This window comes from Acetobacter papayae, from assembly GCF_047721125.1.
GTDB classification, from domain to species: Bacteria; Pseudomonadota; Alphaproteobacteria; order Acetobacterales; family Acetobacteraceae; genus Acetobacter; species Acetobacter papayae.
The window spans coordinates 28,767-44,172 of sequence record NZ_JBDNWF010000020.1 but is presented as its reverse complement, the minus strand read 5'-3'; the positions used below and the strand labels follow the sequence as shown (position 1 = coordinate 44,172).

At 61.3% G+C, this 15,406-nt stretch carries 14 protein-coding genes; 10 read left to right on the top strand and 4 right to left on the bottom strand.

Annotated elements, in window-relative coordinates; genetic code table 11:
• Both ABF757_RS07755 and ABF757_RS07750 read right to left on the bottom strand, forming a co-directional pair.
• Positions 1–675, bottom strand: a 675-nt coding sequence (locus ABF757_RS07755; protein ID WP_415481646.1) for a stimulus-sensing domain-containing protein, incomplete at its 3' end; no start/stop codon positions are given.
• Between the two features lie 9 nt (positions 676–684).
• The gene (locus ABF757_RS07750) at positions 685–1,398 is read right to left on the bottom strand and encodes a response regulator transcription factor (protein ID WP_025860260.1); all 714 of its coding nucleotides are present in this window, start codon (positions 1,396–1,398) and stop codon (positions 685–687) included.
• A 188-nt stretch (positions 1,399–1,586) separates the two neighbouring features.
• On the opposite strand from ABF757_RS07750, the gene ABF757_RS07745 reads away from it, so the two are divergent.
• The 9 genes from ABF757_RS07745 (at position 1,587) to ABF757_RS07705 (ending at position 11,312) form a co-directional block, all read left to right on the top strand.
• Complete coding sequence (locus tag ABF757_RS07745; RefSeq protein ID WP_025860259.1) at positions 1,587–2,174, top strand: nucleotide exchange factor GrpE; 588 nt, start codon at positions 1,587–1,589, stop codon at positions 2,172–2,174.
• A 182-nt stretch (positions 2,175–2,356) separates the two neighbouring features.
• A complete protein-coding gene (dnaK, locus tag ABF757_RS07740) occupies positions 2,357–4,261 on the top strand; it encodes a molecular chaperone DnaK (RefSeq protein WP_025860258.1) in 1,905 nt (634 codons plus the stop codon).
• Positions 4,262–4,406: 145 nt separating this feature from the next.
• Complete coding sequence (gene dnaJ / locus ABF757_RS07735; RefSeq protein ID WP_415481645.1) at positions 4,407–5,552, top strand: molecular chaperone DnaJ; 1,146 nt, start codon at positions 4,407–4,409, stop codon at positions 5,550–5,552.
• Between the two features lie 5 nt (positions 5,553–5,557).
• Positions 5,558–6,328, top strand: a complete 771-nt coding sequence (gene dapB, locus ABF757_RS07730) for a 4-hydroxy-tetrahydrodipicolinate reductase (protein WP_415481644.1) — start codon at positions 5,558–5,560, stop codon at positions 6,326–6,328.
• A gap of 159 nt (positions 6,329–6,487) precedes the next feature.
• Positions 6,488–7,675: a methionine adenosyltransferase gene (gene metK, locus ABF757_RS07725; protein WP_415481643.1), complete on the top strand. Its 1,188-nt coding sequence runs from the start codon at positions 6,488–6,490 to the stop codon at positions 7,673–7,675.
• A 21-nt stretch (positions 7,676–7,696) separates the two neighbouring features.
• Positions 7,697–8,434 carry a tRNA (guanine(46)-N(7))-methyltransferase TrmB gene (trmB, locus tag ABF757_RS07720; RefSeq protein ID WP_415481642.1) on the top strand — a complete coding sequence of 246 codons (738 nt, stop codon included), beginning with the start codon at positions 7,697–7,699 and terminating at the stop codon, positions 8,432–8,434.
• A 96-nt stretch (positions 8,435–8,530) separates the two neighbouring features.
• Positions 8,531–10,108: a bifunctional phosphoribosylaminoimidazolecarboxamide formyltransferase/IMP cyclohydrolase gene (gene purH / locus ABF757_RS07715; protein WP_415481641.1), complete on the top strand. Its 1,578-nt coding sequence runs from the start codon at positions 8,531–8,533 to the stop codon at positions 10,106–10,108.
• A 111-nt stretch (positions 10,109–10,219) separates the two neighbouring features.
• Positions 10,220–11,014: a hypothetical protein gene (locus tag ABF757_RS07710; RefSeq protein WP_415481640.1), complete on the top strand. Its 795-nt coding sequence runs from the start codon at positions 10,220–10,222 to the stop codon at positions 11,012–11,014.
• 136 nt (positions 11,015–11,150) lie between these two features.
• Positions 11,151–11,312: a DUF1328 family protein gene (locus ABF757_RS07705; RefSeq protein ID WP_025860255.1), complete on the top strand. Its 162-nt coding sequence runs from the start codon at positions 11,151–11,153 to the stop codon at positions 11,310–11,312.
• A gap of 52 nt (positions 11,313–11,364) precedes the next feature.
• Here the strand turns inward: ABF757_RS07705 and glyS are convergent, their stop codons facing one another.
• Positions 11,365–13,425 carry a glycine--tRNA ligase subunit beta gene (gene glyS / locus ABF757_RS07700; RefSeq protein ID WP_415481639.1) on the bottom strand — a complete coding sequence of 687 codons (2,061 nt, stop codon included), beginning with the start codon at positions 13,423–13,425 and terminating at the stop codon, positions 11,365–11,367.
• 4 nt (positions 13,426–13,429) lie between these two features.
• The gene (locus tag ABF757_RS07695) at positions 13,430–14,314 is read right to left on the bottom strand and encodes a glycine--tRNA ligase subunit alpha (protein ID WP_025860253.1); all 885 of its coding nucleotides are present in this window, start codon (positions 14,312–14,314) and stop codon (positions 13,430–13,432) included.
• Positions 14,315–14,600: 286 nt separating this feature from the next.
• Here ABF757_RS07695 and ABF757_RS07690 point away from each other — a divergent pair, with 286 nt between their 5' ends.
• Complete coding sequence (locus ABF757_RS07690) at positions 14,601–15,344, top strand: DUF2076 domain-containing protein (protein ID WP_415481637.1); 744 nt, start codon at positions 14,601–14,603, stop codon at positions 15,342–15,344.
• Positions 15,345–15,406: the final 62 nt, after the last annotated feature.

The following is a 15,406-nucleotide window of genomic DNA, read 5'->3' as shown; positions in this document are numbered from 1 at the left end:
GTCGCCATTGTCTTCCGGCGGGCCGGGGGGGTGGTCGGGCGTGTCTTCCTCATCCGTATCTAGCGTGACGATACGCGGATTGTGGCTGGCCCACAGCCAGGACAGAAAACGCTCATACGCGCTGGGGGCGGGCATGTTGATGGCCCGCGCATGATGGGTGGACGGCGAGAAGGTTAGCGGGATGTCCGGCGCGTCTGAAATATCGATCAGATTATCGGCCACCAGCCGCCCGTCAGGCCCGAACAGGCGGGCATGGGCGGCGGGGCTTGGTTCTGTCAGGCGTTGCAGCAGTGGGCGGGCCAGCGCGGTTTCCAGCGCGTAGTTCTTGTCCTGCCCCCCGCTGCTTATGCGGGGCGAGTGGGTGGCGCGCACGGCACTCTGCCCCAATGCTCCGGCATAGATGCGGGCCTGCTCGCGCAGTCCCGAGACTTCTGAGGCCAGAAGGCTGTTACGGAACTGGCCAAGAAACAGCACCGTAACGCCCAACAGGGCAAGTGGGAGGATATTGACCAGCAGGATACGCCGCATGAGCGGCGAGACCAGTCGCGTGCGTGACGCCTGATAGGCGGCGGTGGCCTCCACCCCTTTCTGGGGGCGTCTGCCGGGCACGCGCAGGTGGCGCAGCGAATCCACGCGGCGGGACAGCGGCGCCAGAAAGGGGGGCCGGTCTGTCATGTGTGCTGGTCAGTCCTCGCGGTAGCGGTAGCCGATACCGTACAGGGTTTCGATCTGGTTGAAATCATCATCAACCTGCCGGAATTTCTTGCGCACGCGCTTGATATGGCTGTCGATTGTCCGGTCATCTACATAAACCGTATCGCCATAGGCTGCATCGATAAGCTGGTCGCGTGATTTGACCAAGCCCGGACGCAGCGCCAGCGTTTTGACCAGCAGGAACTCGGTAACCGTCAGCGGTACGTCCTGTTCGCGCCATGTGCATTTGTGGCGCAGCTCATCGAGCGAAAGATCGCCCCGCATCAGCGCGCCGCCAGCGGGCGCACCGCTCGCTTCAGCCTTGCTGGCCTCGTTGCGACGCAGCAGCGCGCGAATGCGCTCAAGCAGAAGCCGCTGCGAGAAAGGCTTTGTAATGTAGTCGTCCGCCCCGAGACGCAGCCCCATGAGCTGGTCCACTTCCTCGTTTTTGGAAGACAGGAAGATAACCGGCAGATTCGAACGGTTACGCAGGCGCTGCAAAAGCTCCATGCCGTCCATGCGGGGCATTTTGATATCCAGCACGGCCAGATCCACCGGGTAGGCGGTCAGCCCCTGCAGGGCTGCCTCGCCATCCGTGTAGGTACGGACATTGAATCCTTCGGCCTCAAGGGTCATCTGAACCGAGGTCAGGATGTTGCGGTCGTCATCAACCAGAGCAATTGTCTGCTTGGTGCGCTCTGTCATTGGTCTTGTTTTCCTTCCCGGCAACGGCGCGAGCGCGTCAGATTAGGCTTTGCAAGGGTGGCATGCCAAGGGGTAGCGGCTGAATGACACGCTTTTTTGCCCCTTGGGCGGGTTGGTGGGCCGGTTCATGGGAGTTTCATGCGCGAGAGGTCTTGTCGGCGGCAGCGGCGTTGCTTACTTCTTTGGGCATGACGCACGATACAGACCCCTCACAGGTCGAGGCGCCGGTCGAGCCGGGCCAGGCCGAACAGTCCACCCCCAGGCAGGATGATGCCGCGCCGGGGACGGACGCTCGTATTGCAGAGCTTGAACAGTCCGCAACGGAGTTCAAGGAAAAATGGCTGCGCGCCGAGGCGGAGAACCAGAACCTTCTGGCCCGCGCCAAGCGCGATGTGGATGATGCCCGCCAGTACGCGGTGCAGAAATTCGCCCGGGACGTGGTGGAAGTGGCTGAAAACCTGCGCCGTGCGCTGGCCAGCCTGCCCCCCGCGCAGGAAGGCGAGGACGGCGTGCTGAGCAAGATGCGTGAAGGCATCGACAGCACCGAGCGTTCCTTTATTTCCATTCTCGAGCGCCACGGCATCCATTGCGAAGACCCCGCTGGCAAGCCTTTCGACGCCAACCATCATCAGGCCATGGCCGAGCAGCCCAGTGCCGAGCACACGCCCGGCACGGTCATGCAGGCATGGACGCCTACATGGACTCTGCACGGTCGTCTGCTCAAGCCGGCCATGGTTGTGGTGGCCAAGGCGCATGAAGGCGGACAGCAGGGCTAAAAAACCATCCGATGTTGGCTGGCGTGCCTTGAAAAAGGAAAAACGCCGCCATACATCAAGTTCAGTCGGTTCGTGCGGCTCCCATGGCGTAAGGCAGGGTGCAGGTAGCGGGCCGGTATAAAGATGCAAGAAGGGTTCCATCAGGTGCTTCGGGCCAGACGGAATCGCTGAAGGGAGAACACATGAGCAAGGTTATCGGTATCGATCTCGGCACGACCAACTCCTGCGTTGCCGTGCGTGAAGGCAACGAGACGAAGGTTATCGAGAACTCCGAGGGCGCGCGCACCACGCCGTCCATGGTCGCTTTCACCGAAGGTGGTGAAATGCTGGTGGGTCAGGCCGCCAAGCGTCAGGCCGTTACCAACCCGGCTAACACGCTTTACGCCGTCAAGCGCCTGATCGGGCGCCGCTTTGATGATGCGACCGTCCAGAAAGACAAGGGCATGGTGCCCTATTCCATCGTCAAGGGCGACAATGGCGATGCATGGGTTGAAGCCCGCGGCACCAAATACGCGCCGTCGCAGATTTCCGCCTTTGTTCTGGGCAAGATGAAAGAAACGGCCGAGGCCTATCTGGGCGAAAAGGTTACGCAGGCGGTCATTACCGTTCCCGCGTACTTTAACGACGCCCAGCGTCAGGCCACCAAGGATGCCGGCAAGATCGCGGGTCTTGAAGTCCTGCGTATCATCAACGAGCCGACTGCGGCAGCTCTGGCCTATGGTCTGGAAAAGAAGAGCGGCGGCACGGTTGCGGTATACGATCTGGGCGGCGGCACGTTCGACGTATCCGTGCTTGAGATTTCCGATGGCGTGATCGAAGTTAAATCCACCAATGGTGACACATTCCTGGGTGGTGAAGATTTCGACAACCGGGTGATCGCGTTCCTGGCTGACGAGTTCAAGCGTGAGCAGGGCATTGACCTGCGTTCCGACAAGCTGGCTCTCCAGCGCCTGAAGGAAGCCGCGGAAAAAGCCAAGATTGAGCTGTCTTCCTCCAAGGAAACGGAAATCAACCTGCCGTTCATCACGGCAGATGCGTCTGGCCCCAAGCATCTCGTGCTCAAGCTGACCCGCGCCAAGCTGGAAAGCCTGGTGGATGATCTGGTGCAGCGCACGCTCGAGCCCTGCAAGGCAGCCCTGAAGGATGCCGGTCTGTCTGCATCGCAGATCGATGAAGTCATTCTGGTCGGCGGTATGACCCGCATGCCCAAGGTGATCGAAACGGTGAAGTCCTTCTTCGGCAAGGACCCGGCCCGTAACGTGAACCCCGATGAAGTCGTGGCCATTGGTGCAGCTATTCAGGGTGCGGTGCTCAAGGGCGATGTGAAAGACGTGCTGCTGCTTGATGTCACGCCGCTTTCGCTCGGTATTGAAACGCTGGGTGGCGTGTTCACCCGCCTGATCGACCGCAACACGACCATTCCGACCAAGAAGAGCCAGGTGTTCTCCACGGCGGAAGACAATCAGGGCGCGGTTACCATCAAGGTGTTCCAGGGCGAACGCGAAATGGCGGCTGATAACAAGCTGCTGGGCAACTTCGACCTGACCGGCATTCCGCCCGCACCGCGCGGCACGCCCCAGATTGAAGTCACGTTCGATATCGACGCCAACGGCATCGTGTCCGTGTCCGCCAAGGACAAGGCAACCGGCAAGGAACAGCAGATCAAGATTCAGGCTTCTGGTGGTCTGTCCGATTCCGATATCGACCAGATGGTGAAGGACGCCGAAGCCAACGCCGAAGCCGATAAGGCCAAGCGCGAACTGGTTGAAGCCCGCAACAATGCCGAAGCGCTGGTGCATCAGACTGAAAAGTCTCTGACGGATGCAGGCGACAAGGTTCCGGCTTCTGAAAAGACCGAAGCCGAAAGCGCCATTGCCGCCGTCAAGGCTGCTCTGGAAGGCACGGATGCGGAAGCACTCAAGAGTGCAACCGAACGCTTGACGCAGGCTGCCATGAAAGTGGGTGAAGCCGCTTACAAGGCAGCTCAGGAAGAAGAGGGGGCTGCGGCTTCTGGCGCTCCCAAGGCGGACGAACCCGAAATCGTCGATGCCGATTTCGAAGACGTGCACGACAACAAGAAGTCGTAAGCGGCGCAGGTTCCAGAAGGCGGCCATCCTGTATGGCCGCCTGTATTGCGCGTCCGGCGCCCGCTCTTTATGAAGCCGGGCGCCTTTTTACATTCAGGACAGTAAAGGCCGCGCCCGGCGTGGGGCGGCGCCACAAGGATAGCTCATGGCCACGCAGCTTGATTATTATGAAGTTCTTGAGGTTTCCCGGACAGCTTCGGCGGAGGAAATCAAGAAATCCTATCGCAGGCTGGCCATGCAATACCACCCCGACCGGAATCAGGGTGATGCGGATGCGGAAGCGCGGTTCAAGGAAATCAGCCATGCTTACGATATTCTGAAAGACGAGCAGAAGCGCTCTGCCTATGACCGCTTTGGCCATGCCGCGTTTGAAGGCGGCGGGGCTGGGCCGGGTGGGTTTGACTTCAGCGGCTTTGGCGGTGGCGGCGGCGGTCTGGGCGATATTTTCGAGCAGATGTTCGGGGATATGATGGGCCGCCGGGGCGGTGGTCAGGCCCGCAGTGGCAACGATATCCAGACTCATGTTGAAATCACGCTGGAAGAAGCGTTTTCAGGTGTGAAGAAGGATGTGCGGGTCATTACCCGCGTGGCCTGCGAAAGCTGTAACGGCAGCGGTTCGGAAAGTGGCGCCTCAGGTGTGCAGACCTGCCCGAGCTGCCATGGCATAGGCAAGGTGCGGGCCCAGCAGGGCTTCTTTATTGTCGAGCGGCCATGCCCGACCTGCCATGGCACAGGGCGTTCGGTTAAAGACCCGTGCAAGGCCTGCCATGGCGAAGGTACGGTCGAGCGTGAACGCGTGGTGGAGGTTCAGGTGCCTGCCGGTGTGGAGGACGGTACCCGTATCCGCATGACCGGCAGTGGCGAGGCCGGAGCCAACGGTGTGCCGCCGGGTGATCTGTATGTGCATGTGTCCGTGCTGGAGCATGGGCTGTTCCAGCGCGATGGCGCGAACATCTACTGCCGTGTGCCGCTGCGGATGGGGCAGGCGGCTCTGGGCACGGAAATCGAAGTGCCGGTAATCGACGGTAGCCGCGCCAATGTCAAAATTCCCGCAGGCACGCAGGGCGGCGCGCATTTCAGGCTCCGCGGCAAGGGGTTCTCGGTTCTGCGGTCTTCAGCACGTGGGGATATGTATATTCAGGTCACGGTGGAAACACCGCAGCACCTGACCAAGCGCCAGCGTGAACTGCTTGAGGAATTCGAGACTGAAGCGGGCGAGGACATCAAGCACAGCCCCGAACATACGGGCTTTTTCCGTCGTGTGCGTGACTTTTTCGAAGGTGGGGAATAACACGCATGCGGGTTGGTATTGCCGGTATTGGCGGGCGCGTAGGGCGACTGCTGGTGGAAGAGGTACGCGCGGCGGGTCTGGACCTGTCGGGCGGCACCACGCGCAAAGTGCAGGATGTGGTATCGCCCTACCCCCTGTTTACGGATATCGCTGAACTAGCCGCCCTGAGCGATGTGGTGATCGATTTTACCCATGCCGATACGGTGTGCGGGAATGCCCGCGTGCTGGCGCAGGCTGGCGTAGGTTGGGTGCTGGGCACAACTGGCCTGTCTGCCGAGCAGCAGGCAGCGGTTGATGAAGCGGCTCGGCAGATTGGCGTGGTGCATGCCGCCAATTTTTCACCCGGCGTTACGCTGGTGCAGCGTCTGGCCCAGATGATGGGGCAGGCCCTGCCCGCGAAGAGCTACGATGCCGAAATTGTGGAAATGCACCACCGCCAGAAGGTGGATGCCCCATCAGGCACGGCGCTGGCCATCGGGCGCTCCGTAGCGCTGGGGCGTGGCGTGGTGCTGGAGGATGTGCGCGAAAGCGGGCGCGATGGGCATACCGGCCCCCGCAAGGCCGGAGCAATCGGCTTTGCGGCCCTGCGGGGCGGGCAGATCGTGGGCGAGCACGAGGTTCTGTTTACCTCAGCGGATGAGCAGATCACTCTTACGCACCGGGCGTTCGACCGGCGTATTTTTGCAACCGGCGCCGTGCGTGCGGCTGGCTGGCTGTCCGGGCGTGTACCCGGTTTATACGGCATGGAGGATGTTCTGGGCCTGCCACCGCTTTAGGCGGCAGAGCGCCTGAACGGGGCGGCGCAGGGCCGGACTGCGCGGCCAAATGGTAAATATCCTTGACCCGCGCTGTCTATCCCGTCATATCGTCCCGTCCCTTTCATGCAAGGGACATCCTCTGTTTCCTTTTCACTCACGTGGGGCAACGGCACCATTATGCGTAAAGACGGCGATTTTCTGTTTACTTCGGAATCCGTATCCGAAGGTCATCCCGACAAGGTTGCTGACCGGATCAGCGATACCGTTCTGGACGCGTATCTGGCGGCCGACCCGGAAGCACGTGTTGCCTGTGAAACACTGGTAACCACCAACCGCATCGTCCTCGCTGGTGAAGTGCGTGGCCCGGCTTCCGTGACATCGGAAAAGCTGATTGAGTTGGCGCGCGAAGCCGTGCGTGACATTGGTTACGATCAGGAGGGTTTCTCCTGGCGTCGTGCCGATGCCTCCAACTACCTGCATGCTCAGTCCGCTGACATCGCCGTAGGCGTGGACAGCACGGACGACAAGGACGAAGGCGCAGGCGATCAGGGTATCATGTTCGGGTACGCGTCCAATGAGACCGATACCCTCATGCCCGCTCCGCTGTATTATGCGCACCGCATCCTGCATACCATGCGCGACCTGCGTCGTGCTGGCGATGCCCGCGTGGCAGGCCTGCAGCCCGATGCCAAGAGCCAGGTGACCCTGCGTTATGTCAACGGTCGCCCCGTTGGTGCCACGTCGGTCGTTATTTCCACCCAGCATGATGAGGGTGTGGATCAGGCTGACCTGCGCCAGCGCCTGCTGGGCCTGACGCGCGATGTCCTGCCCGAAGGCTGGATGCCGCCTGAAAACGAATTTTACGCGAACCCCACCGGTGTGTTCGTAATTGGTGGCCCCGATGGTGACTGCGGCCTGACCGGGCGCAAGATCATTGTGGACACCTACGGCGGTGCGGCTCCCCATGGCGGTGGCGCATTCTCCGGCAAGGACCCCACCAAGGTGGATCGTTCGGCTGCCTATGCCTGCCGCTATCTGGCGAAGAACGTTGTGGCGGCTGGTCTGGCTGACCGCTGCACCATCCAGCTTTCCTACGCTATCGGCGTGTCGCATCCGCTTTCCGTTTATGTCGATCTGGACGGAAGCGGGAACGATGTAGACGAAGTGCGTCTGGGCAACGTGCTGCGTGAGGTCATGGACCTGACGCCGCGCGGTATCCGCAAGCACCTGCGTCTGAACCGCCCGATCTATGCCCAGACATCGGCTTACGGTCACTTTGGCCGCACACCTGATGACGCGCGTGACGACTTTACGTGGGAACGCACGGATCTGGTTGACGCCCTGCGTAGCGCACTCAACCGCTAAGCTGAGAGAGCGCGTCTGTTCATGACGGAGGTCACAGGTCAGGCCGTGGGCGGCCAGCCGGAAACGGCGGAGGTCAAACCGCCACCCGAAAGGCTTTATGGTCGCCAGAGGGGGCACCCCCTGCGGCCCCGTCAGGAACGTCTGCTTGATGAAACGCTGCCGCGCCTGCGTTTCTCGCTTGAAAAAGCAGGAAACCCGGCAGCGGTATTCGGGCAGGAGCCCGAGCAGATCTGGCTTGAGGTCGGGTTTGGCGGGGGCGAGCATGTGCTAGCCCAGACGCAGGCCCACCCTCAGGTGGGCTATATTGCTTCCGAAGTTTTCCATAACGGCCTGTGTTCCCTGCTCACCAAGCTCGTGCCTGTCGGGCAGGAAGCAACGGCCCCCGTGCCGGACAGGCTGCGTCTGTGGGACGACGATGCACGGCTGGTGCTCAAGGCTCTGCCTGAGGCCAGTCTTGACCGTCTTTTCTTGATGTTCCCCGACCCGTGGCCCAAGGCACGCCATGCCAAGCGGCGCTTCATGCACCCGCAGAACGTGGCGCTGGTGGCCCGTGCTCTCAAACCCGGTGCGGTATGGCGTGTCGCCAGTGACGACCCGACTTATCAGGCATGGGTTGGCGAGGTTATGGCCCAGCAGGACTGGTTTGATGCACCAGCCCCTGTAACCGAGCGGCCTGAGGGCTGGTTTCCAACACGGTATGAGGCCAAGGCCATCGCGGCGGGCCGCCAGCCGTTGTACTGGACATTCACCCGTCGGTAACGGCGGGTTTGTTTTTTCTCACAGGCTGATTGCGCACGCACGGTTCTGCGGTCGCTCAGCCGTTCCCGTCTTTCCTGCTGTGCGAAAGGTCCCTCCATGAGCCAGACGACACTGCCAATCCGGCGTGCCCTTATTTCCGTTTCCGACAAGACAGGCCTGCTTGATCTGGCGCGTGCGCTGGCCGCGCAGGGAGCCGAAATCCTGTCCACCGGCGGGTCTGCCAAGGCACTGCGCGATGCGGGTGTGCCGGTCAGGGATGTGTCGGATTACACGGGTTTTCCCGAAATTCTGGATGGCCGGGTCAAGACGCTGGTGCCCATGATCCATGGGGGTATTCTCGGCCGCCGTGACCTGCCTTCGCATCAGGCCCAGATGCGTGAGCATGGCATTGGCGAGATCGATCTCGTGGCGGTCAATCTCTACCCGTTTGAAAAGACCGTGGCATCCGGTGCGGATAGCGAAACCTGCATCGAAAACATTGATATCGGCGGCCCCGCCCTGATCCGTGCTGCCGCCAAAAACCATGCGCATGTTGTGGTGCTGACCGACCCGGTCCAGTACGCGGGCCTGATCGATGCGCTGGGCGATGGTGGCACCACGCTGGCCATGCGTACGGCTTATGCAGGTGCCGCCTATGCCCGCACGGCTGCCTATGATGCCGCCATTGCCACATGGTTTGCCCAGCAGGCGGGCGAGCCTCTGGCCGAGCGTTTTGCCCTGACCGGGCAGCGGGCTGAAACCCTGCGCTACGGTGAAAACCCGCACCAGCAGGCGGCTTTCTACCGTGATGGCAGCCAGCGCCCCGGCGTGGCCACAGCCGTGCAGGTGCAGGGCAAGGCGCTGTCTTACAATAACATCAACGATACGGATGCCGCGTTCGAGGCGGTGGCCGAGTTCGATGCCCCGGCCGTTGTGATTGTCAAACACGCCAACCCCTGCGGTGTTGCGGTTGGTTCCAGCCTGTCGGCAGCATGGGATCAGGCGCTGAAATGCGACCCGGTTTCCGCCTTTGGTGGCATCGTGGCGCTGAACCGTCCGCTGGACGCGGAAACGGCTGAAAAGATTTCAGCGATCTTTACCGAAGTCATTGTTGCGCCCGAAGCTGATGAAGCGGCTCAGGCGTTGCTGGCCCGCAAGAAAAACCTGCGTCTGCTCCTGACGGGCGGCCTGCCTGACCCGGCTGCGGCAGGGATTGTGGTGCGCTCCGTGGCGGGCGGTTTTCTGGCCCAGACCCGCGATGCCGGACGGATCGTGCCGTCTGAACTGAAAGTGGTGACAAAGCGCGCCCCTTCAGCTCAGGAAATGCAGGATCTGGTGTTTGCCTTCCGGGTTGCCAAGCACGTCAAGTCCAATGCCATTGTCTATGCCCGTGATGGAGCAACAGTGGGTGTTGGTGCCGGGCAGATGAGCCGCGTGGATTCAGCGCGTATCGCTGCTTTCAAGAGTGGCGAAGCCGCGCGTGCTGCCGGTCAGGACACGCCGCTGACCCATGGCTCGGTTGCTGCCTCCGATGCGTTCTTCCCGTTTGCGGACGGGCTTGAGGCCATTGTGGCGGCCGGTGCCACGGCGGTTATTCAACCGGGTGGTTCAATCCGTGATGATGAAGTGATTGCCGCGGCCGATGCCGCAGGTATTGCCATGGTTCTGACCGGTATGCGTCATTTCCGTCACTGACACGCTCGCACCGCTCTTGCGGTCAGGGGGCTTCATAGCGGAAACTGGGGGGCGAATCCCGTGGCCTTGCCCCCCGCCCTGATTGCAGGGTGGTTTTCGACTGGTTGAATAATGCGCCCTGTGTTTTTTCTGCCCGCCTGTGTGCTGGCGTGTTCTGCTGTTTTTACTCCTCTTGCCCATGCTCATGAGGGCAAGGCTACACACCATCATGCCGCTGCGGCCAAGCCCGCCCCGGCTCCCGCACCGGTAGCGCCTGCGCCTACAGGTGCCCGGGTAGGCTCTGTCTATGACCTGTCGGTGCTGCCGGTCTTTACCGGCAAGGTGGCGCAGTTCCTGCCGTCCACTCATGGCGGTATCAACGGTTTCATTCTTGAAGATGGCACGCAGGTTCTTGTCTCGGCTGAGCAGGGCCATGCCTTCGCAGGGCTGGTCAAACCCGGCGATACGGTGGAAATCCGGGGCCTGAAAGGCCAGACCCTGCCAATCCTGAGGGCTTTTCTGGTTACCAGCCCCCGTGGTCGCAGCGTGGAAGACAGCGTGATTTCCATGCCCAATCATTCAACGGAAATGCTGGCTGGCCCCGATCTTGTTCTGCATGGCCCCGTGTCGATGCCGCTTTACAACATGAGCGGCAAGCTGACGGGTGCTGTCTTGCAGGATCATTCGGTAATGTATCTCACACCGGCTGAAGCCACACGCTTTGCCGATCTGCTCAAGCCCGGCCAGACGGTTTATGCCGTTGGCAGTGGTAGTAATGGCGGGCTGGGTGTCGCTGTAGATGTGCGCGAAATCGGCCCTTCGCTTGAGGCGCTGACACCGGTTGCGGTTAACCAGCCTCCGCCGCCCGGCCCGGCTGCGGGAAGTGCCGCATATGATATTATTCCCGGTGCCGACACGCACGAGTAATACCGCAAGCCCAGAGTGGGTTGGATGATTAAATACGGGCGGCACTGAACCAAAGGCCGCCTTCCAGCGTTAAAACAGGCGGTTAAACGATTTTCCAGCCGTGAAAGAGCGGCAGGGAAAAGCGCGGAGACAGGCCATGGTTCTGGTACGCTGGATACTGATTTTTCTGATTTGCGCGCTCATTGCTTCGCTGTTCGGTTTTCACGACATGGCGGCGGGCTTTTCGGAAATCGTTCGGGTTTTGCTATTTGTTTTTGTTGTGCTTCTGATCATCAGCCTCTTTTTCGGGCGAGGCTGACAGAGCATATGGCCAGCACCGGTGCATAACCGGGCTGGCCACAAGCGTTTTTTCAGCTTTCGATCTGGCTGAAATCGGCAATCAGCCGCATCATACGCACAAGGCGTGAGAGCAGTTTCAGCCTGTTCAGGCGCAGGGCCGGTTCGGGCGCATTGACCGTTACCTGTTCGAAAAAGCTGTCCAGAGATTGGCGCAGGCTTGCGGCCTCGCGCATGGCATCGGTAAACAGCTCCTTCGCAAAAGCCGCTTCCACAGCGGGTTCCACCTTTTCCAGCGTGCTGAACAGGGCCTGTTCCTCGGGCTGTTCAAACAGTGCCGCATCCGGCGTGCCTTCATGCGGGCCGTCTTTTTTGTCTTCTATCCGCAGGATATTGGCGGCGCGGCGGGTGGCGGTCAGCAGGTTTTTGCCGTCTTCCGTTTCCAGCATGGCTTGCAGGGCACCTGCGCGGGCCAGCAGGCGCACAATATCGGTATCCGTATTGTCTACGGAAATGGCTGCCAGACAGTCATGGCGTGCGCCTTCGGAACGAAGCTGCACACGCAGGCGTTCGGCAATGAACTGTGGCAGCAGGTCAAGGTCGGGTGCATTGCGCAGGGAGTCCGGCAGGGCTTCCGCAGCAAAAGTGAACAGGCGGATAAGATCAAGCCGCAGGGTATTTTCACGGATCAGGCGGATAATCCCCAGTGCGGCGCGCCGCAGCCCGAAGGGATCGCCCGAGCCTGAGGGTTTTTCACCCGCTGCAAAAAACGCGCACAGCATGTCGATCCGGTCGGCAAGGCCAACCACCACGGAAACTGGGGCGGTGGGTACGCTATCGCCCGGTCCTTTGGGGGTGTAATGCTCGCTAATGGCCTGCGCCACGCTGTCCGCCTCGCCATCGTGACGGGCATAATAGCCGCCCATGACGCCCTGTAGTTCGGGGAACTCACCTACCATGCCGGTTGTCAGGTCGGTTTTGCACAAAAGGGCGGCGCGTTCACAGGCTTCGACCGGGGCACCTGTCATACCTGCCAGCAGCCCCGCCAGACGGGCAATGCGGCGGGCGCGCTCACCCAGCGAACCCAGCTTGGCGTGGAAGGTTACGTTGTCCAGCGCAGGCAGGCGTGAGGCGAGCGTGTGCTTGCGGTCCAGATCCCAGAAATGACGGGCATCGGCAAAACGGGCGCGCAGCACGCGCTCGTTACCCGCGACAATCAGCGCACCATCATCGGCGGGGATGATATTGGCTACAAAAGCAAAGCGTGGGGCTGCGGCACCATCGGAATCGCGCAGGGCGAAGTAGCGCTGGTTGACACGCATGGAGACCTGCATGACCTCAGGCGGCAGTTCCATGAACTGCTCATCAATCCGGCCCAGCATGGGCACCGGCCATTCCACCAGCCCGGCGACTTCATCCACCAGCCCGGTATCAGGCACGATCCGCAGACCTTCGGCGGTGGCGAGTTGCTCCAGTCCGGTTGCAATGGCCTCACGGCGGTCTTGCGCTTCCACCATCACGCGGCTCTGGAACAGGCTGTCCTTCCATTGCGCGGCGCTGCTGACCGTGATCGTATCGGGGGCCATGAAGCGGTGGCCTTCGGTCAGGTTGGCGCTGTGCAGGCCGTGGCCGTTATCCTGACCCTGAGCGAGCGAGACCGGTACGACCGCACCATCCAGCAGGCACAGGATACGGCGCAGGGGGCGCACCCAAGTAAAGCTGCTGCCCTGTCCCCAGCGCATGGATTTGGGCCATGGGAAACGGCGCAGCAGGTCAGGCAGCACGGTTGCGATCTGGGTTGCTGCGTCTATCGCGGGTTCATCGCGTTCCAGCAGCCAGAAACCATCGCGCAGAACCAGCGCGTCCCGTGTGACACCGTGTTTGCGCGTAAAGCCTTCCAGCGCCTTGTCGGGAGCGCCTTCACGCGGGCCGCGTTCGCTGACAAGGCGGCCGGGCACCTGTTCGGCCACGTTCAGCGTGGCGGCGATACGGCGCGGGCCGGTATAGGCGCGCAGGTCTGATGGGGCGAGGGGAGCCAGCGCATCGGCCAGCGCGTTCAGCAGGGTTTCACCGGCCTGCTGCTGCATGCGCGCGGGAATTTCTTCTGAAAACAGTTCAATCAGCAATTCGGGCATGGTGTTATTTGTCCTCGCCAGCCAGCCAGGTTTCGCAGCACAGTTTCGCCAGAGTACGCACCCGCCCGATATAGGAGGCGCGCTCGCTCACGCTGATGACGCCACGGGCATCAAGCAGGTTGAACAGATGGCTGGCTTTCAGGCACTGGTCATAAGCGGGCTGGGCCACACCGGCTTCGGCCAGAGCCACGCTTTCCTTTTCCGCATCCGCAAAGTGGCGGAATAGCAGGTCTGTGTTGGCCAATTCAAAATTATGGCGTGAATAATCTTTTTCGGCGCGCAGGAAAACATCGCCATAAGTCAGGCCAGCGCCGTTGAAATCGAGGTCATAGACGTTTTCAACGCCCTGAACATACATGGCCAGACGTTCCAGCCCGTAGGTCAGTTCGGTTGAGGGCACGGTTACCGGAATACCGCCCACCTGCTGGAAATAGGTGAACTGGGTGACTTCCATGCCATCGCACCAGACTTCCCAACCCAGCCCCCATGCACCGATGGTCGGGTTTTCCCAGTCATCCTCAACAAAGCGGATATCGTGCCGGTCGGGGTCGATACCAATGGCGCGGTAGCTGTCGAGCAGCAGCTTCTGGCTTTCTTCGGGGGTGGGTTTGAGCAGCACCTGATACTGGTAATAATGCTGCAGGCGATTGGGGTTTTCACCGTAGCGTCCGTCAGACGGGCGGCGGCAGGGCTGCACATAGGCCGCGCGCCACGGCTTGTCGCCCAGAGCCCGCAGGGTGGTGTGGGGGGCCAGTGTACCCGCGCCCACCTCGGTATCATACGGCTGGAGAATGGCGCATCCCTGCGCAGACCAGAACTGGTGCAGGGTCAGGATCAGGTCCTGAAAGGAGAGAGGTCGCTCTGAAGGGCGGGGAGGCGCCGGAACCATGGTCAGGATGAAACTCCGCAAGGGTGACTGGGTCATTCCCCATGGCCGTTCCCGCCGGGCGGGTCTGGCTTGGGGTCTATGTGGTGGCCACCATACAGGCCCCGCGCCGGAACCGGAAGAGAACCCGTGGCGTTGGAGGGCTTATGGCCCTTGTAACGGGGTTGTGTCCTTGCCACATCTTGGCCAGAGTGACCCGCTATCAAATGTCCTGATAGGGGGCGGCATCATGCAAAACCCCCTATGGCAGGGCCGGGATCGGACGCCCGTAAGGGCAGGAAGGGATGGAATGACCAACGAAGAACGCGATCTTATCGAGAAATTCTTTGCCCGTGTGGGTGGTGCATCGCAGGGTGGCTTTGCCAGCGTGCCCGGCACACAGCCCAACCTGCCCGCCGTAGATATGCAGGCCGACCAGCTTATTGCTCAGGAATTCCAGAAATATCCTGAAGCACGTTACCGCGTAACTCAGATGGCGGTTGTGCAGGAAGTGGCGTTGGTGCAGGCCCAGAATCGGATCCAGCAGCTTCAGGCTCAGTTGCAGCAGGCCCAGCAGGCTTTGCAGGCGGCACAGCAGTCCGCTCCCCAGAAATCCGGTGGTTTTCTGGGTGGGTTGTTCGGTGGTGGGCAGTCTGCCCAGCCGCAGGCGGCCCCCCCGCCGGGTTGGGGTGGTGCGGCCCAGCAGATGCCCCCGCCGATGCAAGCCCAGTCCATGCCGTATGGCGCACGCCCCAGCATGTTTCAGGGCGGCTCTGGTTTTCTTGGCAGTGCGCTTACAACCGCGACCGGCGTTGCCGGTGGCATGCTGGCAGCCAATGCGCTGACAGGCCTGTTCAGCGGGCATCATGATATGGGGGGCTCGGGTTTTGGCGGCGGCGTGGCGCCGGGTAGCGAGACCATCATCAACAACTATGGTGATAATTCGGACCCGTTTGGTGGGGCCGGTACAACGGCTGATCAGGATTTCAGCGCTGGAGGCGATAGCTGGGGGGATTCCGGCGGTGACTGGGGCGGAGACGACCAGAGCTTCTGAACGTATCGATCCCTGAGGTCTTTACGGCGCGGGAAGGTTTAACCTTCCCGCGCTTTTTTTAT

What these genes read in the sequence shown, in the direction of transcription:
- ABF757_RS07750 (WP_025860260.1), bottom strand. Translation starts at nt 1,398, where the DNA reads ATGACAGAGCGCACCAAGCAGACAATTGCTCTGGTTGATGACGACCGC.
- ABF757_RS07745 (WP_025860259.1), top strand. Translation starts at nt 1,587, where the DNA reads ATGACGCACGATACAGACCCCTCACAGGTCGAGGCGCCGGTCGAGCCG.
- dnaK (WP_025860258.1), top strand. Translation starts at nt 2,357, where the DNA reads ATGAGCAAGGTTATCGGTATCGATCTCGGCACGACCAACTCCTGCGTT.
- dnaJ (WP_415481645.1), top strand. Translation starts at nt 4,407, where the DNA reads ATGGCCACGCAGCTTGATTATTATGAAGTTCTTGAGGTTTCCCGGACA.
- dapB (WP_415481644.1), top strand. Translation starts at nt 5,558, where the DNA reads ATGCGGGTTGGTATTGCCGGTATTGGCGGGCGCGTAGGGCGACTGCTG.
- metK (WP_415481643.1), top strand. Translation starts at nt 6,488, where the DNA reads ATGCGTAAAGACGGCGATTTTCTGTTTACTTCGGAATCCGTATCCGAA.
- trmB (WP_415481642.1), top strand. Translation starts at nt 7,697, where the DNA reads ATGACGGAGGTCACAGGTCAGGCCGTGGGCGGCCAGCCGGAAACGGCG.
- purH (WP_415481641.1), top strand. Translation starts at nt 8,531, where the DNA reads ATGAGCCAGACGACACTGCCAATCCGGCGTGCCCTTATTTCCGTTTCC.
- ABF757_RS07710 (WP_415481640.1), top strand. Translation starts at nt 10,220, where the DNA reads ATGCGCCCTGTGTTTTTTCTGCCCGCCTGTGTGCTGGCGTGTTCTGCT.
- ABF757_RS07705 (WP_025860255.1), top strand. Translation starts at nt 11,151, where the DNA reads ATGGTTCTGGTACGCTGGATACTGATTTTTCTGATTTGCGCGCTCATT.
- glyS (WP_415481639.1), bottom strand. Translation starts at nt 13,425, where the DNA reads ATGCCCGAATTGCTGATTGAACTGTTTTCAGAAGAAATTCCCGCGCGC.
- ABF757_RS07695 (WP_025860253.1), bottom strand. Translation starts at nt 14,314, where the DNA reads ATGGTTCCGGCGCCTCCCCGCCCTTCAGAGCGACCTCTCTCCTTTCAG.
- ABF757_RS07690 (WP_415481637.1), top strand. Translation starts at nt 14,601, where the DNA reads ATGACCAACGAAGAACGCGATCTTATCGAGAAATTCTTTGCCCGTGTG.